General features: G+C 73.0%; 15 protein-coding genes and 2 pseudogenes. 15 read left to right on the plus strand and 2 right to left on the minus strand.

What is annotated here, in order from left to right; genetic code table 11:
* The 3 genes from K311_RS0109810 to K311_RS17740 are packed head-to-tail and all read left to right on the plus strand — an operon-like array spanning position 1 to position 3869.
* A complete protein-coding gene (locus tag K311_RS0109810; RefSeq protein ID WP_026817166.1) occupies positions 1-1431 on the plus strand; it encodes an AAA family ATPase in 1431 nt (476 codons plus the stop codon).
* Positions 1431-3065, plus strand: a complete 1635-nt coding sequence (locus K311_RS16355; protein WP_043797234.1) for a hypothetical protein — start codon at positions 1431-1433, stop codon at positions 3063-3065. The genes K311_RS0109810 and K311_RS16355 overlap by 1 nt, the downstream gene beginning before the upstream one ends.
* A gap of 18 nt (positions 3066-3083) precedes the next feature.
* Entirely contained in the window at positions 3084-3869 is a 786-nt protein-coding gene (locus K311_RS17740) for a hypothetical protein (protein WP_026817167.1), read from the plus strand.
* Positions 3870-3896: 27 nt separating this feature from the next.
* Here K311_RS17740 and K311_RS0109825 read toward each other — a convergent pair whose 3' ends face one another.
* A complete protein-coding gene (locus K311_RS0109825) occupies positions 3897-4415 on the minus strand; it encodes a pyridoxamine 5'-phosphate oxidase family protein (RefSeq protein ID WP_026817168.1) in 519 nt (172 codons plus the stop codon).
* Between the two features lie 310 nt (positions 4416-4725).
* Here K311_RS0109825 and K311_RS0109830 point away from each other — a divergent pair, with 310 nt between their 5' ends.
* The 12 genes and pseudogenes from K311_RS0109830 (at position 4726) to K311_RS17755 (ending at position 21632) form a co-directional block, all read left to right on the plus strand.
* Positions 4726-5736, plus strand: a complete 1011-nt coding sequence (locus K311_RS0109830) for a ligase-associated DNA damage response exonuclease (RefSeq protein WP_026817169.1) — start codon at positions 4726-4728, stop codon at positions 5734-5736.
* Positions 5736-7328 (plus strand): annotated as a pseudogene (locus tag K311_RS16365) (ATP-dependent DNA ligase); the annotation flags it as partial. The gene K311_RS0109830 and the pseudogene K311_RS16365, both read left to right, overlap by 1 nt.
* 140 nt (positions 7329-7468) lie before the next feature.
* A pseudogene (locus K311_RS16370) lies at positions 7469-10054 on the plus strand (ligase-associated DNA damage response DEXH box helicase); the annotation flags it as partial.
* Positions 10055-10134: 80 nt separating this feature from the next.
* Positions 10135-10779, plus strand: a complete 645-nt coding sequence (gene pdeM, locus K311_RS0109845; protein ID WP_026817170.1) for a ligase-associated DNA damage response endonuclease PdeM — start codon at positions 10135-10137, stop codon at positions 10777-10779.
* A 27-nt stretch (positions 10780-10806) separates the two neighbouring features.
* Positions 10807-11805 (plus strand): GGDEF domain-containing protein, encoded by a 999-nt coding sequence (locus tag K311_RS0109850; RefSeq protein WP_026817171.1) that lies wholly within the window; start codon positions 10807-10809, stop codon positions 11803-11805.
* On the plus strand, positions 11802-13976 hold the full coding sequence (locus K311_RS17745; protein ID WP_051239904.1) for an ATP-binding protein: 2175 nt from the start codon (positions 11802-11804) through the stop codon (positions 13974-13976). The genes K311_RS0109850 and K311_RS17745 overlap by 4 nt, the downstream gene beginning before the upstream one ends.
* A gap of 63 nt (positions 13977-14039) precedes the next feature.
* Positions 14040-15968 (plus strand): TOL_0244 family TonB-dependent receptor, encoded by a 1929-nt coding sequence (locus tag K311_RS16380; RefSeq protein ID WP_081683396.1) that lies wholly within the window; start codon positions 14040-14042, stop codon positions 15966-15968.
* Positions 15965-16555 carry a YfiR family protein gene (locus K311_RS17750; protein ID WP_161627312.1) on the plus strand — a complete coding sequence of 197 codons (591 nt, stop codon included), beginning with the start codon at positions 15965-15967 and terminating at the stop codon, positions 16553-16555. The genes K311_RS16380 and K311_RS17750 overlap by 4 nt, the downstream gene beginning before the upstream one ends.
* A complete protein-coding gene (locus tag K311_RS0109870; RefSeq protein ID WP_051239908.1) occupies positions 16552-18396 on the plus strand; it encodes an ATP-binding protein in 1845 nt (614 codons plus the stop codon). The genes K311_RS17750 and K311_RS0109870 overlap by 4 nt, the downstream gene beginning before the upstream one ends.
* A 16-nt stretch (positions 18397-18412) precedes the next feature.
* Complete coding sequence (locus K311_RS0109875) at positions 18413-19300, plus strand: pirin family protein (RefSeq protein ID WP_211223652.1); 888 nt, start codon at positions 18413-18415, stop codon at positions 19298-19300.
* A gap of 113 nt (positions 19301-19413) precedes the next feature.
* Positions 19414-20862: a nitrogen regulation protein NR(I) gene (gene ntrC / locus K311_RS0109880; RefSeq protein WP_026817175.1), complete on the plus strand. Its 1449-nt coding sequence runs from the start codon at positions 19414-19416 to the stop codon at positions 20860-20862.
* A 62-nt stretch (positions 20863-20924) separates the two neighbouring features.
* Positions 20925-21632: a superoxide dismutase family protein gene (locus K311_RS17755; RefSeq protein WP_245570648.1), complete on the plus strand. Its 708-nt coding sequence runs from the start codon at positions 20925-20927 to the stop codon at positions 21630-21632.
* Positions 21633-21768: 136 nt separating this feature from the next.
* Here K311_RS17755 and K311_RS0109890 read toward each other — a convergent pair whose 3' ends face one another.
* Positions 21769-23985 carry a patatin-like phospholipase family protein gene (locus tag K311_RS0109890; RefSeq protein ID WP_161627313.1) on the minus strand — a complete coding sequence of 739 codons (2217 nt, stop codon included), beginning with the start codon at positions 23983-23985 and terminating at the stop codon, positions 21769-21771.
* Between the last annotated feature and the right edge of the window lie 15 nt (positions 23986-24000).

The raw sequence follows: 24000 nt of genomic DNA on the forward strand, positions 1-24000 counted from the left end.
ATGGTCGCCGACCGCTGGCTGCCGAACGGGTTCCGGCCGCGTGCCGACGTCGCAGTCGGCCACCGCGTCGCCGCCGGCGAGCAGTGGCAGCTCTACGAGGCCGGCGGCGGCGGCCGCGTGCTGGTGGCGATGGCCGACCTCGCGCAACGCTGGCTCGCCGACGGCCTGCTCGTCGAAGGCCAGCTGCACCGCTTCGACTTCGGCCGGTTGGCGCTGGTGCTGGTCGAGGGCGGTCGCGACTACCGGCTCGAGCCGGTCGACGCCGGTGCGGTCCCGCGCAGCGCCGCGGAGGTGCAGGCGCTGGTCGCGGCGATCCTCGCCAGCCGGGCGACCGGCTGCCGCGCCGCCTTCGACGACGCGGTCTACGTCGAGCGGCTGTCGCGGCTGCTGCCGGACTATTCGCCGAATGCGCACGTCGACGACGCCCTGGTCGCCGGTTTCTGGACCAGCGGCGGCGTCGCGCTGCGACTCGGGCCGTCGCGGCGGATGACCGCGCTGGTGCCGTGGCTGGGCGCCGACGCGCTGCAGGCGCTGGCGGCGCAGCTGGCCGCCGGCGCGCTGGTGCCGCAGGAACACGCCGAAGCCGCCGGCGGCGAGGAGGCGGTCGCAACCGGCGAGCCGGCGCGCGAACCCGGCACGCTGCCGGCGGAGCCGTTCCGGCTGCCGGGGCGGCCGCACCTGGAGGACTTCTTCAACGAACACGTGGTCGACCTCGTGCGCCACGAGGCGCGCTACAGGGCGCTCGGCATCACCTTCCCCGGCGCGATCCTGCTGCACGGGCCGCCGGGCTGCGGCAAGACGTTCGCGGTCGAGGCGCTGGTCGACTACCTCGACTGGCCGGCGTTCCCGATCGATTCCGGCAGCATCGGCAGCCCGTACATCCACGAGACCGGGCGCAAGATCGCCGAGGTGTTCGCGAAGGCCGCGGAGGTCGCGCCTTCGGTCGTCGTGATCGACGAGATCGACGCCTTCCTCGCCGCCCGCGACGACGCCGGATCCGGCGGCAACCAGCACCGGGTCGAGGAGGTCGCCGAGTTCCTGCGCGGCATCCCGAAGGCGGCGGAAAACCGCGTGCTGGTGATCGGCATGACGAACCGCCTCGCCAGCCTCGATCCGGCGGTCGTGCGGCGCGGGCGATTCGACCACATCCTCGACGTCGGCATGCCCTCGCGCCAGGAGCTCCAGGCGCTGCTGGCGGCGAGGCTGGCGCAGATCCCCTGCGACGGCGTCGACCAGGAAGCGCTGGCCAGCGCGCTCGCCGGGCGGCCGCTGTCCGACTTCGGCTACATCGTCAAGGACGCCTGCCGCCGCGCTGCCCGCGCCGGCCTGGAGCGGGTGACGATGGCGCAGTTCGAGGCCGCCCTCGCCGCCGCCCCGGCCCGCGGCGGCGGCGGCGGCGAGAAGAAGCCGCGGCGGATCGGCTTCGTCTGATGGACGCCTTCGCCAACCCCTTCCATGTCCTCGGCGCCAGCCCGCGCGACCGCAAGTCGCGCCTGCTCGAACTGGCGGAGGAGCTGTCGCTGCACGGCGACGCCGAGGTGGCCGCGAACGCGCGCAACGTGCTGATCAATCCGCGCAACCGGCTCGCCGCCGAAGTCGCCTGGTTCCCCGGCGTCGCCCCGGCGCGGGTCGGCGCCGCGCTGCAGGCGGTCCGCGATACCGGTCGCCATGGCGGCGTCGCCGGATTGCCGCCGCTCGCCGCGGCGAACCTCGAACTCGCCCAGCTCGCCGGCCGCGACCGCCTCGACGCCGGCTGGCTGCGCGACGCCATCCTGCGTGTCGCCGAACAGGTCGAGCGCATCGATCCGGCCGCGGTGCTGACGGCGATCAACGAGGACCGTCAGGTCGCCGGCTTTCCCGCGGTCGCCGATGCCGCCGCGGTCGAGGCCGAACTCGCCGAACGCGTGCGCCACTTCCAGCGAGTGCTCACCGGCCTGCTCGACCGGCTGACGAGCGCCGAAATGGTGGCGACCTACGAACAGCTGATCGAAATGGGCAGCGACGGCGGCCGCCGCGCGGCGCCGCGCCTGGTCGGCGAACTGCTCGCCGGCTACGAGCTGCATGCCGGCGAGCATCTCGCAGCCGAGGCCACGCGCATCCTCGCCATGGTCGAGGAGACGAAGGCCGCCGCCGACGCGAAGTTCCCGGTCGACAGCGCGGTGCGCGGCATCGCCGCGGCGATCGTCGACTGGGACCGCATCGCGCAGCCGATCCAGCGTTGCCGCCAGGTCGCCGGTCTCGACCACGAGGAGAGCCGGCGGGTCGCCTTCGCCGCGCGCGGATTGGCGGTCCATCTGTTCAACCAGCACGACTATCTCGAGGACGCGAAGCTGCTCAGCGCCACGCTGGAGAAGCATTTCGCGGAAGTCGCCGCGGTCAGCGAGGTCGTCGCCGACGACGTGCGGGCGCTGCACGACATCGAACAGCGGCGGATCGCCCAGGCCGAGGAGGCCGAGCGCGAGAAGGCGAAGTTCGCCGCCGAGGTCACCTGGGAAACGAGCTTCGGGCTGATCTTCAAGGACCACTTCCGCATCTCCCCGGAGGGCATCGAATACAAGGGCCGCATGACCCCGCTCGCCGAGATCGAGGGCGTCACCTGGGGCGCCGTGCGGCTGATCACCAACGGCGTGCACACCGGCACCAATCACTACTTCCGCTGGGGATCGAAGGCCGGCATCACCGACCTGACGCTGGCGAACGAGGCCCAGCACCGCGAGCTGGTGCCGCGCGCCTGGCGGGCGATCTGCGTGCCGATCCTGCTGCGCATGCTCGCCGTCTGGCAGGCGGGCCGGTCCGTGTGGATCGGCGGCCACGAGATCCGCGACGACGGCATCGTGCTCGTGCACAAGCGCATGTTCCGCGCCGACGAACGCCGCTTCTTCGCCTGGAACGACATGAAGAAGGGCACCCACAACGGCGTGCTGGGCTTCAGCGGCGCCACCGCGCCCGACTTCAGGGCGGACTTCACCTTCCGCGAGACGCTCAACGCGCACGTGCTCGACTTCGCGGTGGACCGCATCTGGGAAGGCAAGGCGAACCGCCTGGGCCGCATCTTCGGGGACTGACGAACGGGAGGCCGACGCATGGCCGGCGACGACGAGGACAGGGGCTTCAAGGGACTCGGCAAGCTGAAGAGCGGCGAGGCGCCACCGCCCACGCCGTCATCGCCCGGCCCGCCGCCGCTGCGGCCCCGTCACGTGACGCCGCCGCCGGCACCCGGCGGACCGCCGGGCGGGCGTCCGCCGCCGCCGAAAACCGGCATGTCCGGCTGCCTGAAGGCGGCGCTGATCCTGCTCGGCCTGTTGATCGCGCTGGTGCTCGGCCTGGTCGTGCTCGGCTGGCTGTTCGCACCGTCGGCCGAGGAGCGCGCCGCCTACGCCGAGGAACGCGCGCGTCGCGCCGCCGAGAGCCTGGCCGCCGAACGCGCGGAAAGCGAGCGCGTCGATGCCTGCCGCGCCAGCGTCGGTGCGCGCCCCGGCAGCGGCGACGAACTCAGCCGCCGCGTCGGCTTCGGCCAGCACACGGTGCGCGTCACTGCCGGTAGCGAGGACGCCGTCGTGAAGCTGCGCCAGGACGGCCGCACGGCGATCGCCTTCTACGTGCGTGCCGGCGAGACCGGCACGATCGAGGACCTGCCCGATGGCACCTACCGCGTGATGTTCGCCACCGGCAGCGAGTTCAGTACCGGCTGCGGCGAGTTCCTCCGCGGCATGCAGGTCTCGGCCGACCCCGAGCCGGCGACCTTCCTGCCGACCGTCGAGGCAGGCCAGACCTACTACCAGGAACTCGAGTACCGGCTGACACGGCAGGCGGGCGGGAACTTCATGCCGGACAGCGCCGAGGCGGCGGACTTCCGCGACCTCGAGTGAAGCGGGGCGCGTCGGCATTGCCTGCCGTCATTCGTTTCCACCCCCGACCCGCTTCACCAGTACGCGCTCGTTCTCGCTCAGGGCCGCCGCATCGCCGGTGACGCCGGCGACCGCGAAGTGCAGGGCGCTGCCGAGCAGCCCGCCCGGCGAATCCCAGTACTCGGCGGTCTCGACCTCGACATGGATCAGGCAGAGGTTCGGGTCGTCCTTGCCCGCGGGGAAATAGGGTTTCATCAACGGCGACCACAGTTCCTCGATCTTCGCGCGATCGGTGATGATCGACGCGCGGCCCGACAGCGACACATAGGAATTCTTCGCCTCGCTGGCGAAGGTGACATTGACCGCCGGGTCGGCCTGCACCTCGCGGACCTTCTCGCTGTCGCGGCCGCTGGCGAACCACAGATCGCCGTCGAACTCGACCTCGGCGGTGCCCAGCGGCCGGCTCAGCAGGCGCTTGCCGTCGAGGCTGCGCGTCACCAGCATCGCCACGTGGTGGTCCTTGATCTTCTCGCGCAGCGTACGCAGGCACTCGTCTCTGTTCGTCATCACACTCACTCCGGACGGGCCCTCCACTCCACCCCAACGCCTTCGTAGATGGCGTGAAGCCAAGCATTTCATGTCGAAGAACCACGGACGAGCGCGGACGAGCACGGACAAGGCGGAAGACCGATAAGCGTCTGTCGGCGACCGGCGAAGATTCGTCGGATCGTCAGGGATCGGCATCAATCCCTTGGTCGGCATCGAACGCACTGTCCGTGCTCGTCCGTGCTCGTCGGTGCTCGTCCGTGGCAAGAACCTCGAATCCCCCAATGGCGGGGGACACCCCGATTTCACGCGGCGTCCGCAAGCTGGGCGGATGAACAGCGGTGATCTGGTGGTGGCGCGGCCGGAGGGCTTGTACTGCGCCGGCGGCGATTTCTTCATCGATCCGTGGCGGCCGGTGCCGCGGGCGGTGATCACGCACGGGCATGGCGACCATGCGCGCGGTGGCATGGGCGAGTACCACACGACGCGTTCCGGCCTGCCGATCCTGCGCTGGCGGCTCGGTGGGCAGCGCTATTGCGACTACCGCTACGGCGAGCAGTTCGTGCTCGGCGCCGCGCGGGTGTCGCTGCATCCGGCCGGGCATGTGCTGGGCTCGGCGCAGGTGCGCATCGAAGTCGACGGCGAGGTCTGGGTGGTGTCCGGCGACTACAAGCGCCAGTCCGATCCGACGTGCGCGCCGTTCGATCCGCTGCGCTGCGACGTCTTCATCACCGAGGCGACGTTCGGGCTGCCGGTCTACCGCTGGCCCGACACCGCCGAGGTCGCGCGCGACATCGTCGCCTGGCGCGATGAATGCGCGACGCGCGGCGAGACCGCGATCCTCTACGCCTACGCGCTCGGCAAGGCGCAGCGGCTGCTCGCGGAACTGGCCCCCTACGTCGACCGCCCGGTGTACCTGCACGGCGCGGTCGCCAACGGCGTGCAGGTGTATCGCGACTGCGGCATCGCGCTGCCGGAGACGGTCGCGGTGATGGAGACCGCGGCGGCGCGCGGCAAGGACCGCGACGCCCTCGCCGGCGAGCTGGTGATCGCGCCGCCGTCGGCGGCCAGCAGCGCGTGGCTGCGCCGCTTCCGTCGCGCGCAGCAGGGCTTCGCGTCGGGCTGGATGCGCATCCGCGGCAACCGGCGGCGACGCAACTACGACCGCGGCTTCGTCGTCAGCGACCACGCCGACTGGCCGGCGCTGCTGGAGACCATCGCCCAGAGCGGCGCGCGCCGGGTGATCGCCACCCACGGCGATACCGCGGCGCTGGTGCGCGTGCTCGGCGAGCGCGGCATCCGCGCCGACACCTTCCGTACCGACTACGGCGACGAAAACTGATGCGCCGCTTCGCCGCCCTGTTCCAGCGCCTCGACCGCAGCACCGCGACCGCCGACAAGCGCGCCGCGCTGGTCGACTACTTCCGTGACGTGCCGCCGCGCGACGCCGCCTGGGGGCTGTACCTGCTCGCCGGCGGCAAGATCGGCGGCGCGAAGGCGAAGATCGCCGGCACCGGCGAGCTGCGCGCGTGGATCGCCGAGGCGTCGGGCACGCCGGACTGGCTCGTCGAAGCCAGCCACCATCATGTCGGCGACCTCGCCGAGACGCTCACGCTGCTGCTCGACGACCCGCCGGCGGAAGACGAGCGGCCGCTGCACGCGTGGATCGAGGACGTGCTGCTCGCCGTCGCCAACGCCGACGAAGCGACCCGCCGCGCCGCGATCGTGCGCGGCTGGCGCACGCTGCGCGCCGACGCGCGGCTGGTCTTCAACAAGCTGCTGACCGGCGCGCTCCGCATCGGCGTGTCGCAGCGGCTGGTGCAGCAGGCGCTGGCGGAACTGAGCGGCATCGACATCGCGCTGATCGCGCAGCGCATGCTCGGCGCGTGGACGCCGTCGCCGGATTTCCTGGCGTCGCTGCTGTCGCCGGACGCGCAGCCGGGCGACCGCAGCCAGCCGTATCCGTTCTTCCTCGCGTCGCCGCTGGAGAAAGGCGTCGACGAACTCGGGGACGTCGGCGACTGGCTGCTGGAGTGGAAATGGGACGGTATCCGCCTGCAGCTGATCCGCCGTGGCGGCGACATCGCGCTGTGGTCGCGCGGCGAGGAGCGGCTCGACGGCCGCTTCCCCGAGATCGAGCAGGCGGCGGCGACGCTGCCGCGCGACGCGGTGATCGACGGCGAACTGCTCGGCTGGCGCGACGGCGACGCGCCGCTGCCGTTCACCGCGCTGCAGACACGCATCCAGCGCCGCAAGCCCGGCCCGAAGGTGCTGGCCGACACGCCGGTGCGCGTGCTCGCCTACGACCTGCTCGAACTCGACGGCGAGGACCTGCGCGAACGCCCGCTGCACGCGCGTCGCGCCGCGCTCGAGGCGCTGCTCGCGGAACATGCCGATCCGCGCCTGGTCGTCTCGCCGCAGGTGCGGGTGCCGGATTGGGCCGCCGCCGCGGCGCTGCGCGAAGGCTCGCGCGATCGCGGTGTCGAGGGCCTGATGCTCAAGCGCCGCGACTCGCCGTACCAGAGCGGCCGCCGCCGCGGCGACTGGTGGAAGTGGAAGATCGACCCGTTGACGATCGACGCAGTGCTGATCTACGCCCAGTCCGGCCACGGCCGCCGCAGCACGCTCTACACCGACTACACGTTCGGCCTCTGGGACGGCGATGCGCTCGTGCCGGTCGCGAAGGCCTATTCGGGCCTCGACGACGCCGAGATCCTGAAGCTCGACCGCTGGATCCGCAGCCACACGCTCGAACGCTTCGGGCCGGTGCGCGCGGTCGAGCCGCTGCACGTGTTCGAACTCGGCTTCGAGGCCGTGAACGCCTCCGCCCGCCACAAGTCCGGCATCGCCGTGCGCTTCCCGCGCATCCTGCGCTGGCGCCACGACAAACCCGCCGCCGAAGCCGACCGCCTCGCCACCCTCCGCGCCCTCGCCACCGCCCCCGCCCCCGTAGGAGCGCCTTCAGGCGCGATCACCAGCAATGCAGGAGCGCCTTCAGGCGCGATCGCTTCTGACGCCGTCGGGGCCGACAAGACGATCGCGCCTGAAGGCGCTCCTACAGGGCGCGGGCGCCGATGAGGTTCCGCAAGGCCGACGAACCGCTGCGCGCCTGGTTCGCCGCACGCGGCTGGAAACCCGCGCCCTTCCAGCGCGACGCCTGGCAGCGCTGGCTCGCCGGCGAATCCGGCCTGATCCACACCCCCACCGGCAGCGGCAAGACCCTCGCCGCCCTCGGTGGCCCAATCCTTGACGCGCTTCGCGAATCGAACAACCGCGTAGCTCATTCGCCCGCCGACGGATCTCCGATGGCCGGGGCGTGCGGCGCGCGCGTCGGACCTTCGGCGACACGGACGTCGCCGAAGAGCCCCCATGGACGGGTTCACCGCGTGTCCGGCGCGCGCGCTGCACGCCCCGGCCGGCCGACGAAACCGAAAGCGGGCGAAAGGGCCCTGCGCCTGCTGTGGGTCACGCCGCTGAAGGCACTGGCCAACGATTCGTTGCGCGCGATCCGCGACGTCGCCGAAGGCGGCGGCCTCGACTGGGTGGTGGCCCTGCGCACCGGCGACGCCAGCGCGAAGGACCGCCGCCTCGCGCGCGCCGGCAAGCTCGACGTGCTGGTCACCACGCCCGAATCGCTGTCGCTGCTGCTGTCGTATCCCGACACCGCGCCGACCCTCGCCTCGCTGCGCGGCATCGTCGTCGACGAATGGCACGAACTGCTCGGCAACAAGCGCGGCGTGCTGCTGCAGCTGGCGCTGGCACGCGTCCGCGCCCTCGCGCCCGACGTGCGCACCTGGGGCCTCTCGGCGACGCTCGGCAACCTCGACGAAGCCCGCGACGTGCTGCTGCCGCACGCGCCCGGCGCCGCCATCGTCAGCGGTCCGGAGCCGCGGCCGCTGCAGCTCGACACCCTGCTGCCGGACAGCGGCGAGCGCTTCCCCTGGGCCGGCCACCTCGGCCTGTCGCAGCTGCCGCGGGTGATCGAACGCATCCGCGCCGCACGCACGACGCTGCTGTTCACCAACACCCGCTCGCAGGCCGAGCTCTGGCACCGCGCGCTCGACGCCACCTGGCTCGAGGAACCGGGCACGCTGGCCCTGCACCACGGCTCGCTCGACCCGAAGCTGCGCGCCGCCGCCGAGCAGGGCCTGCGCGAGGGCCGCGTGCGCTGCGTGGTGGCGACCTCGAGCCTCGACCTCGGCGTCGATTTCCCGACCGTCGACCAGGTGCTGCAGCTCGGCAGCCCGAAGGGCATCGCCCGGCTGCTGCAGCGCGCCGGCCGTTCGCGGCACCGGCCCGGCGAAAGCGGCCACATCACCTGCGTGCCGACGCATGCGCTGGAACTGGTCGAATACGCGGCGGTGCGGGCGGCACTGGCGGCCGGACGCATGGAGGCGCGGCCGCCGCCGCGGCTGTCGCTCGACGTGCTGGCGCAGCACTGCGTGACGCTGGCGCTCGGCGGCGGCTTCGACGCCGACGCGCTGTACGCCGAGGTGCGCGGCACGCATGCCTTCGCCGAACTCGCGCCGGACACCTGGCGCGAGCTGCTCGACTTCCTGGTGCAGGGCGGCCGCGCGCTCGAGCACTACCCGGAATACCGCCGCGTGGTGCGCGACGACGACGGCCGCTACCGCGTGCACGACCGGCGCATCGCCTTCCGCCACCGGCTGTCGATCGGCACGATCACCAGCGACGGCATGGTGGCGGTGAAGTTCGCGAAGGGTGGCGGTCTCGGCGCGGTCGAGGAGGCCTTCATCGGCCGCCTGAAGCCACGCGATCGTTTCCAGTTCGCCGGCCGCACGCTGGAGCTGGTGCGGCTGCAGGACATGGTCGCGATCGTGCGGATCGCGAAGGCCGGCGACGGCGCGGTGCCGCGCTGGCTCGGCGGCCGGCTGCCGCTGTCGGGCGAGCTCGGGCGCGAGATGGAGGCGTTGTTCGCCGCGCCGCCGGCGGCGCCGGAGATGCGCGCACTGGCGCCACTGCTGGCGCTGCAGGCGCGCCGCGCCGCATTGCCGCGGCCGGGCGTGCTGCTGGCCGAACTGCACCGCGTGCGCGGCATCAGCCACCTGTGCGTGTTCCCGTTCGCGGGGCGTGCCGTGCACGAGGGCCTCGCGGCACTGCTCGCGCGGCGCTGGGGCAGGATGTCGCCGAACACCTTCGCGTATGCGGCCACCGACTACGGCTTCGTGCTGTCGGCGCAGGCCGCCGCCGACATCGATGCCGATGGCCTGCACGCGCTGCTCGGTGAACACGATCTGCTCGACGACCTCGGCGAGGCGATGAACCTCGGCGAGCTGGCGCGGCGGCAGTTCCGTGAGGTCGCGCGCATCGCCGGCCTGCTGCCGCCGTCGCTGCCGGGACGGGCGCCGCGCTCGCTGCGGGCGCTGCAGGCCTCGGCCGGGCTGATCCACGACGTGCTGCGCCGCTACGACCCCGAGCACCTGCTGCTGCGCCAGGCGGAGCGCGAAGTGCTCAGCGGCCAGCTCGAACTGCAGCGCCTGCAGGCCGTGCTGGCCGACTGCCGCAGCCGCCGGCTCGAACTGCACCGCCCGCCGGCGCTGACCCCGCTGGCCTTCCCCCTCTGGGCCGAAACGATGCGCAGCCAGCTCAGCACCGAGGACTGGAAAACCCGCGTGCAACGCGCCGCCGACCAACTGGAATCCGGGACGTACACCGTTAAGCGGGCGCACGAGCGCACCCGCTTAACGGTGTACGTCCCGGGCGCGCCGGGCGCGTCGTCATGAGGGTCGAGGTTGCCGGGGAGGAGCTGCAGCTGCTCGGCGAGCGCGCGCTGTTCTGGCCCGCGCGCCGCCGCCTGCTGCTCGCCGACCTGCACCTCGGCAAGGCCGACGCCTTCCGTCGCGCCGGCATCGGTCTGCCGAGCGGCGGCACCGCCGCCGACCTCGCCCGCATCGGCGGCCTGCTCGACAGCACCGGCGCGCGATCGCTGTGGGTACTCGGCGACCTGCTGCACGGCGATCCCTCGCCGCGGCGCTGGCGCGCGGCCTGGGATCACTTCCGCGCCGCCCGTCCGGCGCTGGAGCTCGTCGTGGTCGCCGGCAACCACGACCGCGCCCTGGCGGACGCCGGTCTCGACGTGACCATCCTCGACGAAGCCGCCGACGGCCCCTTCGTGCTCCGCCACGAACCCGCGCGCCAGCCCGGCGCCACCGTGATCTGCGGCCACCTGCACCCGGTGCTGCTGCTGCCGGGGCTGCCGCGGCGCTGGCCGGCCTTCGTGCTCGAGCCGGGCCTGCTGCAATTGCCGGCGTTCTCGCTGTTCACCGGCGGCGTGCCGGTGCCGGCGGCGACGGGGCGGCGGCGCTATGCCTGCGTCGAGGGCAGCGTGGTCGCGGTGGACGTCGCCGCCGACCGGCTGTCTTAGACTGGTCGCGGAAGAAGGGAGATCTTGGTGGGCGATACCCGGACCATCCTCTGCGTCGACGACGATTCGACCGTGCTGCGGGCCCTGCGCACGGTGCTGGTGAGCGCGCTGCCGCCCGGCGTCGAGGTCGAACTCGCCGAAAGCGGCGACGAGGCACTGGAGATCGTCGACGAGCTGCCGGCGCAGGGCCGCGAGCTGGCGCTGGTGATCTGCGACTACATGATGCCGGGCCTGCGCGGCGATGAGCTGCTGGTGCGCCTGCACACGCGCTGCCCGCAGGCCCTGACCGTGCTGCTGACCGGCCAGAGCGACCTCGCCGGGGTGAAGCGGGCGATCAACGAAGCCGACCTCTACCGCTTCATCGAGAAACCGTTCCAGAACGAGGACATCGTGCTGACCGCCCGCTCGGCGCTGCGCGCCTGGGCGCAGGCCCGCGACCTGCTGCGGCAGAACGAGGAGCTGCGGCGCATCAATACCGAACTCGAGAACATCGTCGCCGCGCGCACCCGCGAACTGGTCGAGAAGAACCGCGAACTCGAGGTGCTGTCGATCACCGACCGCCTGACCGGGCTGTACAACCGGCGCAAGCTCGATGCGATCCTCGACGAGGAACTGAAGCTCAACCGCCGCTACGGCAGCGACTTCGCGCTGGTGATGGTGGACCTGGACCACTTCAAGCAGATCAACGACACCCACGGCCACGCGGTCGGCGACGCCGTGCTGGTGGCCTTCGCGAACCTGCTGCGCGAGCGCACCCGCGAGGTCGACGTCGTCGCGCGCTACGGCGGCGAGGAGTTCGTGGTCATCTGCCGGCACCCGCACGAGGGCACCTGCGAGGGTCTCGCGCAGAAGCTGCGCAAGGCGATCCGCGAATGCGACTTCCCGCACGTGGGCCACCTCACCGCGAGTTTCGGCGTCGCCGCGCTGCGGCCGGGCGAGGACGCCGCGAGCCTGTTCGCGCGCGCCGACGGGGCGCTCTATCGCGCCAAGCGCGGTGGCCGCGACCGCGTCGAGACCGCGCCGTGAGCGCAGCCGCCGGCGAAGACGGCCAGGACGCCGCCGCCCGCATCGCCGCGCTCGAGGCCGAGCTCGCCGAAGCCCGCCGCGCCGCCGAGCTGCAGCGCGCGCTGTACGAGATCGCCGCGCTGCCGGCGGCGGAGAACCTCGGCGCCGCCCACTACGCCCGCCTGCACGCGGCCGTGAACCGCCTGATGGACGCGCGCAACTTCGTGATCGCGCTCTACGACGAGAAACGTGGGCTGATCCGCGAGGAATACCTGGTCGACCAGAACCCCGACGAGCGCATGGAGGTCTTTCCGTTCGGCGAGGGCATGTCGTCGCTGGTGATCCGCAGCCGCCGTCCCTGGTTGCTGGACCAGGCCGCGTTCCACGCGCACGTCGCCGCGGGCGACATCGTCGCGCCGCGCGGTTCGATCGACTTCCACAGCTGGATGGGCGTGCCGCTGCTCGCCGAGGACACCGTCTACGGCCTGATCATCGTGCAGAGCTACGACCCGGCGGTGACCTACACGCCGGCCGACCTGGAGTTGCTCGTCTTCGTCGCCGGCCACGTCGCCAACCTGATCGTGCGCCGGCGCGCGCACCGCGCGCTGACCCAGGCCCTCGACGAGGTGCAGCAGTCGGCGGAAACCCTGCGCATGGTCGGCGACATCGGCAAGGACCTGACCGCCCAGCTCGACGTGCTGGCGATCTGTCGCACGCTCGAGCGCCATTTCGCCGAGTCGATGCCCTGCGACGCGTTCGGCGTCGCCCTGCTGTCGGCCGACGGCGGCCACCTGCACTACGTCTATTACGTCGAGGACGGGGTCGTCGATACGACCAATGCCTTCCCGATGGACCACCCGACCTCGCTGGCGGTGGCGACGCTGCGCGAGGACCGCGAACTGACGCTGTACAACGAGGCCCGCCTCGACGCCGCGCCGGACGCCCAGAGCCTCGCGCCCGGCGCGCCGATCCTGTCGGCGGTGTTCCGGCCGCTGATCGCCAACGGCCGCCGCATCGGCGTCGTCACCGTGCAGAGCCACCAGACCGACGCCTACCGGCCGCGGCATCTGGAAGTGTTCCGTTCGGCGGCGGCGTTCGCGGCGATCGCGCTCGCGAATGCCGACGCCTACCGCGCGGCCGAAACCGCGCGCGAACAGGCCGCGCAGGCGCTGGCCGAACTCCGCCAGGCCGAGGCGCAGCTGGTGCACGCGGAGAAGATGGCGGCGCTCGGCCAGCTGATCGCCGGTGTCGCGCACGAGATCAACACCCCGATCGGCGCGATCAAGTCCAGCGGCCAGAGCATCGTCGGCGCCACCGAAAGCGCGCTGAGCGGCATGCCGAAGCTGCTGGTCCGCCTCGACGACGGCGACCGCCGGCGCTTCTTCGACCTGATCTCGCGCGCCAGCCGGACGCGCACCGTGCTGAGCACCCGCGAGGAGCGCGCGATCGTGCGCGAACTCGCCACCCGGCTCGAGGCGCTCGGCATCGCCCAGGCCCGCCACCGCGCCGGCCTGCTGGCGCAGCTGCAGGCCCAGGACGGCCTCGACGAGGTCCTGCCGCTGCTGCGCCACCCCGAAGCGGACGCGATCCTCGACAACGCCTGGGGCATCGCGACGATCGTCGCCAATGCCGACAACATCAACATCGCGGTCGACCGCGTCGCCAAGATCGTGTTCGCGCTGAAGGCGTTCTCGCGCTCGGACGGCGCCGAGGTGTGGAGCACCGTCGACCTGCGCGACGGTATCGAGACGGTGCTGACGCTCTACCGCAACCAGATCCGCCACGGCGTCGACCTGGTACGCGAGTTCGCCGACGACGTGCCGCCCGTGCACTGCCAGCCCGACGAGCTCAACCAGGTCTGGACCAATCTCGTGCACAACGCGCTGCAGGCGATGGAGCATCGTGGCCGGCTGACGATCGCGCTGCGCCGCGCCGGTGGCGACGCGGTCGCGGTCGCGGTCGGCGACACCGGACGCGGCATTCCGGAAGCGATCCGTGCGCGCATCTTCGATCCCTTCTTCACCACGAAGGCGGCCGGCGAGGGCACCGGCCTCGGCCTCGACATCGTGCGCAAGATCGTCGAGCGCCACGGCGGCCGCATCGACGTCGACAGCGAAGTGGACCGCGGCACGACGTTCACGGTGACCCTCCCCGTCGCCGGCCCGAATGCGGCGTCGCGCGACTCGGGCTGACGCGCACGCCGCATTCACGCGGATTCACCCAACGTGCACATCCCGGCGAGTGGGAGGGGCGCGATGCGAAACGGGTCGGAGAAGCGGGGGAGGCGCGCGTCGCCGGCGGTCGCGCTGCTGGCGATGGCCGGCCTGCTGGCCGCGCCGGGCGCCGCGACCGCGGACACCGGCCGCGACGCCCTCGACGACCTGCTCGAGCGCAGCCTCGAGGACCTCGCCGACGTCGAGGTGACGGGCGGCAGCCGGCGCGCGCACCGACTCGAGGACAGCGCCGCGTCGGTGTTCGTGATCCACCGCGACGACCTGCGCCGGCACGGCATCCGTTCGCTGCCGGAGGCGCTGCGGCTGGCGCCGAACCTCGCCGTCGCGCGCCTGCACGCCAGCGGTTATGCGGTGTCGGCGCGCGGCATGAAGACCGAGCTCGGCAACAAGCTGCTGGTGCTGATCGACGGGCGGCCGGTGTACACGCCGCTGTTCGGCGGCGTGCTCTGGGACATGCAGGCGGTGCCGGTCGAGGAGATCGAGCGCATCGAGGTCGTCAGCGGCCCGGGCGCTGCGGCCTGGGGTGCGAACGCCGTCAACGGCGTGATCAACATCGTCACCCGACCGGCGATCGAGACCGCCGGCGGCTGGGCGAATGCCTGGGCCAGCGGCGAGGAACACGGCGCCGGTGTCGGTCAGGTGTTCGGCGACGACACCGCCGCGCTGCGGATTTACGCCCGCCACCGCCGCGTCGACGACGGCGCCGCGGCCGGCGGCGGCGAACTCGCCGACGGCTGGCGGCAGCAGCAGGTCGGCTTCCGCGCCGACCGGGTCCGCGGCGCCGACGAATTCACGCTGCAGGGCGACGCGCTGCGCGCCGAATCCTCGCCGCGCGTATTCGGCGCCGTCGAGTCGCGCGCCTGGAACCTGTCGGCGCATTGGCGGCACCGGCGCGACGACGGCAGCCGCTGGAATCTGCACGGCTACCTCGACGTCGTCGACCGCGACGATCCGCTGGTGATCCGCGACCGCATGCGCATCGCCGCGCTCGAATTCGTGCACGAGAGCCAGCGCGGCGCGCACCGGCTGACCTGGGGCGCCGGCCTGCGGGTCGCCCACGACGACAGCTCCCCGGGCCTGCTCGCGCAGCTGGACCCCGGCCATCGCACGCTGCGCTGGGCGCATGCCTTCGTCGCCGACCAGATCGCGCTGGGGCCGCGGCTGAGCCTGGACCTCGACCTGCGCCTGGACCACAACCCCTGGACCGGTACCGAGGTGCTGCCCTCGCTGCGCCTGGGCTGGCGGCCGCCGGAGGGCGGGCTGGTCTGGGCGGCGCTGTCGCGGGCGGTGCGCGCGCCCAGCCGCTTCGACCGCGATTTCCATTTCCCGGCGCAACCGCCGTACGTGATCGCCGGCGGCGCAGGTTTCGATTCCGAGGTCGCCATCGTCAGCGAACTCGGCTGGCGACGCCGCCCGACCGACTGGCTGGCGCTGTCGCTCACGGTCTTCCACCACCGTTACGAGGGCCTGCGCGGCGGCGAGCCCGGGCCCGGCGGTGCCTTCGTGATCGCCAACCGCGTCGAAGGTGCGGTCTGGGGCGCCGAGGGCTGGGCGACGGTGCGCCTGCCGCGCCGCTGGGAACTGGCGGCGGGCTTCCTCGAACTGCGCAAGGACCTGCGGTTGATGCCGGGTTTTCCCGACCCGGCGGCGGTGCGCGACCAGGGCAACGATCCGGAAACGCAGTGGTTGCTGCGCGCCAGCGTCGGCGTCGGCGAACGCCAGCGCTTGGCGGCGTTCGCGCGCTACGTCGGCGCACTGCCGGATCCGCATGTGCCGTCCTACGTGCAGGTCGATGCGCGCTGGAGCTTCGTGCCCGGGCCGCGCACGGAATTCGGCATCGGCGTGCGCAACCTGTTCGACGCGCGCCATGCCGAACACCAGCCGGTCGGCGGCCTCGGAACGCCGGAGTTCGGTCGCACGGTCTTCGTGGACCTGAGGTTGGGATGGTGAGCTGGCCCCGGCGCATCGCCGCGACCCTGCTCGCCTTCGGCCTGCTGCTGCCGCTGCCGCGCCCGACCGCGGCCGAGCCGACCGACGTCGCCAGCGTGCAGGCGGCCTATCTGGTGAATTTCGTGCGCTACACGCGCTGGCCGCAGGCGGCGCCGGCGCAGCCGCTGCAGGTCGTCGTCGTCGGTCGCGGCGAGGCGGCGCGGGCGGTGCGCGACGCTGCCCGCCGGATCGGCGCGATCGACGGCCGGCCGCTGCGCGTGCGGACGCTGGCGCTGTCGCCGCTGGCGCCGCGGCGCGGGCTGGCGGTGCCGGCACTGGCGTCCGAACTGGCCACGGCCGACGTGGTCTTCGTGCCCGACAGCCACGCGTCCTGGCACGACGCTGTCGTCGAGGTCACCGACGGCCGGCCGGTGCTGACGGTGAGCGCCGGCCGCGGCTTCGTGACCGCGGGCGGCATGTTCGAGCTGTTCGAGGAGCGCGCGCACGTGCACTTCGCGGCGAACCAGCGGGTGATCGCGCAGGCGCCGCTGCAGGTCAGCGCGCGGCTGATGTCGCTGGCGCGGCCGCTGCCGGAGACGGGGTCATGAGGCGGCTCAACGACCTGACCTCGGTCGGCGCGAAGCTGCTGTGGATCGTCGCGATCATCAGCGCGACGACCACGATCGGCCTGGCCACGGTCGCCGGCGCCATGCTCTATCGCGAACAGCGCGACCAGCGCGCCGAGATCGTGCAGTCGCAGGCGCAGGTGGTGGCGATGAACAGCGGCGCGGCGCTGGCCTTCGGCGACCGCGAGATGGCTTACGCGGCGCTGGCGTCCCTGCAGCGGATGGAAGGCATCCAGCGGGCGTCGCTGCGCGACCGCGCGGGCAACCTCGTCGCCAGCTGGGTCGCGCCACAGGCGCCGATGGTCGAGCCGCCGCCGCGTCCACCGGGCCTGTGGCCGGTGCCGGGCGGGCAGGCGCTGGTGCTGCCGGTCGAGGACCAGGCCGGCGTGCACGGCCACCTGCAGGTCGAATACCGCGACGGCGGACCGTGGCCGCTGGTGTTGCGGCTGCTGCTGCAGGCGGCGGTGCTGTTCGCGCTGACGATGCTGCTGGCGTGGTGGCTGGCGCGGCGGCTGCATCCGGTGCTGACCGCGCCGGTGCAGGAACTGGAACGGGCCACCCGGCAGGTGCGCGAGACCGGCGACTACGGCATCCGCGCCAATCGCATCAGCGACGACGAACTCGGCCGCCTCGCCGACGACTTCAACGGGATGCTCGAGCGCATCGGCGCCAGCCAGCGCGAACTGCAGCGGGCGCAGCGCAACGCCGAGGAGGCGAGCCGGCTGAAGGACGAGTTCGTCGCCACCGTGTCGCACGAGCTGCGCACGCCGCTGTCGCCGATCGTCGCCTGGCTGCAGCTGCTGCGCATGCCGGGCGGCGCCGCCCAGCTGCCGAAGGCGCTCGACGTGATGGAGCGCAACGCGCGCGCGCTGACGCTGATCATCAACGACCTGCTGGACATGAGCCGGATCGTTTCCGGGACGATGCGGCTGGAACTGCGGCCGGTGCCGATCGACGCGCCGGTGCGGGCCGCGGTGGAGACGGTGCAGCCGGCGGCGCAGGCGCGCCACATCGCGCTGGTGGTCGAGCTCGACGAGCCGGCGCCGGTGGTGCGCGGCGACGCCGCGCGCCTGCAGCAGGTGGTGTGGAACCTGCTGTCGAACGCGGTGAAGTTCACCGAGCCCGGTGGCCGTATCGTCGTGCGCGGCCACGCCGACGGGGAGCAGGTGGTGCTCGAGGTCGCCGACAGCGGCCAGGGCATCGCCGCCGAGTTCCTGCCGTTCGTGTTCGACCGCTTCCGCCAGCAGGACGGTTCGATCACCCGCAGCCACGGCGGCCTCGGCCTCGGGCTGGCGATCGTGCGCCAGCTCGTCGAGCTGCACGGTGGCAGCGTCGACGCCCGCAGCGCCGGCCTCGGCAAGGGGGCGACGTTCCGGGTGTCGCTGCCGCGGGCGCCGGCGGCCGTGGTGTCGACGGCCGAGGCCGCGGCGGCGACGGCGCTGCCGGCCCTGGCGGCCACGGTGGTGCTGGCGGTCGAGGACGACGCCGACATGCTGCAGGTCGTCGATTCGATCCTGCGCGAGGCGGGAGCGCGCGTGCTGGTGGCGATCGACGCCGACGAGGCGCTCGCGCGGGTCGCCGACGAGCGCCCGGACGTGATCGTCAGCGACATCGGCCTGCCCGGCGTCGACGGCTACCAGCTCCTCGGCCAGTTGCGCGCGCTGATCGGCGCCGTGCCGGCGGTCGCGCTCACCGCCTACGCCAGCGCCGCCGAGCGCGACCGCGCATTCGCCGCCGGCTACCAGGCCCACGTCGCCAAGCCGTTCGAGCCGGCGCAGCTGGTCGCGGCGGTCGGGCGTACAGTGCACGGGGACCGCGCGTGAGGCGGAGAAACGAATGATCGAACTGGTGATCGAACCGAGGCGGCGCGACCTCGGCGGCTTCGAGGTCGAGCGCGTGCTGCCGTGGGTGAAGCGGCGGATGGTCGGGCCGTTCGTGTTCTTCGACCGCATGGGCCCGGTCGACTTCGCGCCGGGACTGCGCCGCGAAGCCGACGTGCGTCCGCATCCGCACATCGGCCTGGCGACGGTCACCTACCTGTTCGCCGGCGAGATCATGCACCGCGACAGTGTCGGCTCCGCGCAGCCGATCCGCCCCGGCGAGGTGAACTGGATGATTGCCGGCCGCGGTATCACCCATTCCGAGCGCTTCGAACGCGCGCGCGCCGAGGGCGGGCCGCTGCACGGCATCCAGGCCTGGGTGGCGCTGCCCGAGACCGACGAGGAAACCGACCCCGCCTTCCACCACCACGGCGCCGGCGAACTGCCGGTGCTCGAGGACGACGGCGCCTGGGCACGCCTGATCGCCGGCCGCGCGTTCGGCCTGCAGGCGCCGGTGCGCACGCATTCGCCGCTGTTCTACCTGCACGTGGTGCTGCAGCCGGGGGCGCGGATCGCGCTGCCGGACGACTATCCGGAGCGGGCGCTGCACGTCGTCGAGGGCGAGGTCGAGGTCGACGGCCGGGTGTTCACCGGCGGGCCGATGCTGGTGTTCGCCGCCGGCAAGCCGGTGCTGGTGACCGCGCGCACGACGACGACGCTGATGCTGCTCGGCGGCGAGCCGCTGGGCCCGCGCTACATCGACTGGAACTTCGTGTCCTCACGCCCGGAGCGCATCGCGCAGGCGAAGGCCGACTGGCGCGCCGGGCGGATGAAGCTGCCGGACCTCGACGACCAGGAATTCATCCCGCTGCCGGAGCCGGCCACCCCGCCGAACCCGATGTCCTGAAACCAGGGCAGAACTGGGGTCGGAGTACATTTCCGGCGCTGATCGGCACGGTGAGCGGTGAGATTCTCGGGCCGGAAATGTACTCTGACCCCGGTTTTTCCGGCTCCCTTCCTATGCCCGCCCACCTCTGGGTCGTCGACGACGACCGCGCCGTCCGGTTCGTGCTCGCGCAGGCGCTGCGCGATGCCGGCTGGTCGGTGGCCGCCTTCGCCGGCGCGACCGAGGCGCTGGCGGCGCTGGCCGGCGGCGAGCCGGCGCCGGACCTGGTGTTCACCGACCTGCGCATGCCTGAGGTCGACGGCCTCGCCTTCCTCGAGTCGCTGAAGGGCAAGCGGCCGAGCCTGCCGGTGGTCGTGATGTCGGCCTGGACCGACGTCGCCAGCACCGCCGGTGCCTTTCGCGGCGGCGCGGTCGAGTTCCTGTCCAAACCCTTCGACCTCGACGACGCGGTGGCGCTGGCGGCGCGCACGCTGCCCGCGGCCGCGGACACGCCGACCGCCGCCGATCCGGCGCCGGATCCCATCCCGGAGACCGCTGCCGACGACACCGAGCTGGTCGGCGACAGCGCACCGATGCGGGCGCTGTTCCGCGCGATCGGCCGCCTCGCGCAGGCGCCGCTGTCGGTGCTGGTGACCGGCGAGACCGGCACCGGCAAGGAACTGGTCGCGCGTGCGCTGCACCGCGAGTCGCCGCGCGCGCGCAAGCCCTTCGTCGCGCTCAACACCGCGGCGATCCCGGCGGAACTGCTGGAATCCGAACTGTTCGGCCACGAGGCCGGCGCCTTCACCGGCGCGACCAGGCGCCACATCGGCCGCTTCGAACAGGCCGACGGCGGCACCCTGTTCCTCGACGAGATCGGCGACATGCCGGCGGCGCTGCAGACGCGCCTGCTGCGCGTGCTCGCCGAGGGCGAATTCTTCCGCGTCGGCGGCCGCGAGCTGATCCGGGTCGATGTGCGGGTGATCGCCGCGACCCACCAGGACCTCGAGGCGGCGGTCGCCGCCGGTCGCTTCCGCGCCGACCTGCTGCACCGCCTCGACGTGGTCCGCCTGCGCCTGCCGCCGCTGCGCGAACGCCTCGACGACGTGCCGCTGCTCGCCGCCCGTTTCCTCGCCCGCGCCGCGCGCCGGCTCGGCCTGCCCGGCAAGCAGCTCGATTCCGCCGCGGTGCGGCGCCTGCAACAGCACGCGTGGCCCGGCAATGTGCGCGAGCTGGAGAACCTGTGCTGGCGGCTGGTGGCGCTGGCGCCGGCGGAAACCGTCGGCGTGCGCGACCTGGAGGGCCTGCTGCGGGCGGGGCCGGGGGCCACCGCGGGCGCCGCCGCCGCGGAGGGCGACGCCACTTCGGACTGGCAGACGCCGCTCGCCGCCGCCGTGCGCGCCGCCCTCGCCGCCGGCGAACCGCAGCTGCAGGCGCGCCTGCGCGGGCAGTTCGAGCAAGTGCTGCTCGACGCCGCCCTCGCGCACACCGGCGGCCATCGCCAGAATGCGGCGACGGCGCTCGGCATCGGCCGCAACGCGGTGACCCGCAAGCTCGGCAGCCGGCGCGCCCGCCGCCCCTGAATCTCGACATGCCGCTGATCCTGCGAGGCGCAGGCTGCGGCCACTCAATGGAGGAGTCCGTCATGCGCCAGTTCCGCACTTCCCTGTCCCTCGCGATCGCCGCGACCCTCGGCGCCGGCCTGCTGGTCGGCTGCGACCGCGGCGCCGATGCCGCCGACGCCGGGGCGCCGCCGGTCGCCGACGCGCCCGCCGCGACCACCCCCGATCCTTCCGCCGGGGCCGGTTACGACAGCCCGGCCGGCGACACCGGCGACACCGGCGACGCGGCCAGCGGCACCTGGCCGGCGGCGAATGCCGCGGCGATGCTGATGCCCGGCCCGGACGTCGCCATCGACGGCACCCTGAACTTCGACATCGCCGACGGCGGCGTGCGCATCACCGGCACCCTGACCGGCTTCGCGCCCGGCGCCACGCACGCGCTGCACGTGCACGAGACCGGCCGCTGCGAGCCGCCGAAGTTCGAGAGCGCCGGTCCGCACCTGAACCCGGAAGGCGCGCCGCACGGCCATCCGGACCACGGCCCGCACCACGCCGGCGACGTGCCGAACCAGACGGCGGATGCCGATGGCAGCGTCGCGGTCGACCAGGTCGTCGCCGGCCTGACGATCGGCGACGGCGGCCCGACCGACGTCGTCGGCAAGGCGGTGGTGGTGCACGCGAGCGCCGACGACTACGAGAGCCAGCCGGCCGGCAATGCCGGCGCGCGCATCGCCTGCGGCGTGATCTCGCTGATGACCGCGCCGCCGGCGGCCGGAGCGGCGGACGCCTGAGGGCGACGACTGGGCTTAACAACTGGGGTCAGATTCCTTCGTTAAGGCGCCTGAAGAAAGTAAGGCGCCCGAGGTGAATCGGGCGCCTTAACGAAGGAATCTGACCCCAGTTGTTAAGCCCCTCGCCCGGCAAGCTTCACCGCGGGCGGCCGAGCTCGAGCAGGAAGATGCCCTCGCCGCCCTCGCGGATGCCGTAGCCGAGCTGCAGCGGCCCGAGCCACGAGTCGAAGCCGAAGTAGAGGCTGCCGTGGATCTCGGGGTCGATCGCGTCGACGTCGCCGAGCAGATCCCAGGCCTTGCCGTATTCCAGCGTCGCGCCGAGCACCGCCGCGCGGTTCCACACCCGCCCCAGCTCGTAGGTGTAGCCGCCGTAGGCCAGCCAGTAGTTGTCGGCCAGGCGCTCGTTCGGACGGTAGCCGGCGAAGCGGGTCAGGCCGCCGAGCCGGTACTGGCTCGGCACCGGGATCGGATCGTCGCTGGACACGTGCCAGCGCAGTCCGGCGAAACCGGAATGCTTGCCCAGCGCCCGCGCCCGCAGCAGGTCGAGCCCGTACTGCTCGAAGTCGGCGTCGCCGCCGAGCGCGGTGCGCGACATCCGCGCGGTGAAGCTGCCGTAGTCGCCGGCGCGCGGCAGCCAGGTGCTGTCGATGCGGTCGAAGATCACCGCCAGCTCGGCCTCGCCCTGGTCGTAGTCGAGCTCGTTCACCACCGGCGCGCCCAGCTCCAGCTCCGCGTGCCCCTCGCGCCGGCGCAGCGTCAGCAGCGCGGCGCCGTAATTGCCGTATTCGCGGCCCAGGCTGATCTCGCCGCCCCAGTTCGGCGCCCGGTAGGTGGCGATGCGCTCGCCGTCGGCGTCGTAGGCACTGAAGCGCGGCGACTCCACGCTCGCCGAACCGAGCAGGAACCACTCGCCGTCGGTGCCCACCGGCTGGTAGGCCTCGACCAGCAGGCCGGGCTCGTCGCCGAGCTGCACGATGCCGCGCAGCTCGCCGCCGCGGTCGTTCCACGGCGCCCGCAGCACGCCGGCGCGCAGGCTGAACCAGAAGTCGCCGTTGAAGTCCGAATACACGCTCAGCCCGGTCTCCAGGTAGTTCGGCCCGTAGCCGTGCGGCACCACGGTGACGACGAGGCCGGCACGGCCGTCCTCCTCGACCACGTCGTAGGTCGCCAGTTCCAGCGTATCCATGCCGTAGATGCGCGCCAGCCCGGCCTGCACGCGCTGGCTGTCGAGCGGCTCGCCGAGCGGCACGTCGAGCCGCTTGAGCAGCATCGAATCCGAATAGCGGCTGCGGTTGTCGAGGCGCACGAACGCGATCACCGGCGGCGTGTCCGCCGGCACCGGTCGCGCCGCCGCGAGCTCGCGGTAGTCGTCGCGGCCCAGCGCCAGCGCCGCCAGCCGCTCGGATTCGGCGCGCATCGCTTCCTTGCCGATGCGCAGCGCGGTTTCGAGCTGGTCGAAGCCGTCGGTGGTCACTTCGTCGCCGAGGTCGGGCCGCAGCAGCACGTCGCGCGGGCCGAGCGTGGCGATCTGCGCGCGCGCGCTGCCGACGGTCATGAAGCCGCTGATCTGGTCGACGATGTCGAGCGGGCCGGCGCTCTCGTCGAGCCGGCGCAGCGGCGAACCGACGTCGACCGCGATCACGATGTCGGCGCCCATCGCCCGCACCACGTCGACCGGCAGCTGGTTGGCGAGGCCGCCGTCGACGAGGAAGGTGCCGTCGCGCGCCACCGGCCGGAACACGCCGGGGATCGACAGGCTCGCGCGCATCGCCGAGGCCAGGTTGCCGTCGCCGAGCACCGCCGCCTCGCCGGTGTTGAGGTCGGTGGCGACCGCGCGGAACGGGATCGGCAAGTCGTCGAAGTCGTCGGTGGTCGCGACGCGCTCGGTGATCCGCTCGAGCATCAGCATCGCCTGCTCGCCGGCGAGCAGGCCCGGCGCGAGGCGGATGCCGCCGTTGCCGATGCCGGGCTTGGTCGAGAGCAGCGAGAGGTCGTCGTCGCGCTTGCGCCGGAACGAGCGGTGCGGCCGCGCGACGTCGTCCTCGAACATCGCGCCCCAGTCCAGGCCGCGCAGCGCCGCCTCGATCTCGTCGGCGCTCATGCCGCTCGCGTACATGCCGCCGACCAGCGCGCCGAAGCTGGTGCCGGCGATGCAGTCGACCGGGATGCGCTGGCGTTCCAGCTCCTTCAGCACCGCGACGTGGGCGAAGCCGCGGGCACCGCCGCCGCCGAGCACCAGGCCGATGCGCGGGCGGTCGTCGCCGGCAGTGGCGCCGCGGCGGCAGCCGGGGGTGTCGTCGCCGGCGTCGGCGGCGAACACGGGCGCCGTCGCCAGCAACGCCAGTACGGCCACCAGCCGCGGAGCGAG

It is taken from the genome of Arenimonas composti TR7-09 = DSM 18010 (assembly GCF_000426365.1).
GTDB classification, from domain to species: domain Bacteria; phylum Pseudomonadota; class Gammaproteobacteria; order Xanthomonadales; family Xanthomonadaceae; genus Arenimonas; species Arenimonas composti.